Source organism: Streptomyces sp. NRRL S-455, assembly GCF_000717875.1.
In the GTDB taxonomy this organism is placed as follows: Bacteria; Actinomycetota; Actinomycetes; order Streptomycetales; family Streptomycetaceae; genus Streptomyces.
The window spans coordinates 1-406 of the sequence record NZ_JOCT01000080.1; the positions used below are offsets into that span (position 1 = coordinate 1).

The window sequence follows — 406 nt, forward strand, 5'->3', positions numbered from 1 at the left end:
GTCCTGGCCGGTCGCCCGCGCCAGGTCCCAGCCGTGCACGGCCAGGTCCCCCAGCACCATCAACCCCACCGTCCTGGCGGGCAGCCCCATCCCTCCGACCAACCCCTCCTCCGCGCCCGGCGCGTCCCAGGCCTCCCTCAGCCGTGCCGTCTCCTCCTCGAAACTGCCTCGCCAGTCCCCGGTCACGACGTCCGGGGTCTCGCCGAACTCCACGGGTTCACGGGCGGCCAGCGCCTGGAAGTTCGCGACGACGAGGAAGAGGTGGTTCAGCAGCGCCCGTACGTCGTACTCGCTGCACGGTGTGGGACAGGTCAGCTGTTCGTCACGGACGGCCCGTACGACGGGGCAGGTGCGGGCCGAGGCCGCGTCCAGAAGTTCACTGATCTTGTTCATACCTCCTACGATC

Annotated in this window: 1 protein-coding gene; it reads right to left on the reverse strand. The window is 69.7% G+C overall.

What is annotated here, in order from left to right:
- Window positions 1–393 (reverse strand): TIGR03086 family metal-binding protein (locus IE97_RS0137890; RefSeq protein ID WP_030252275.1); only part of this gene is annotated, 393 nt, incomplete at its 3' end.
- Between the last annotated feature and the right edge of the window lie 13 nt (window positions 394–406).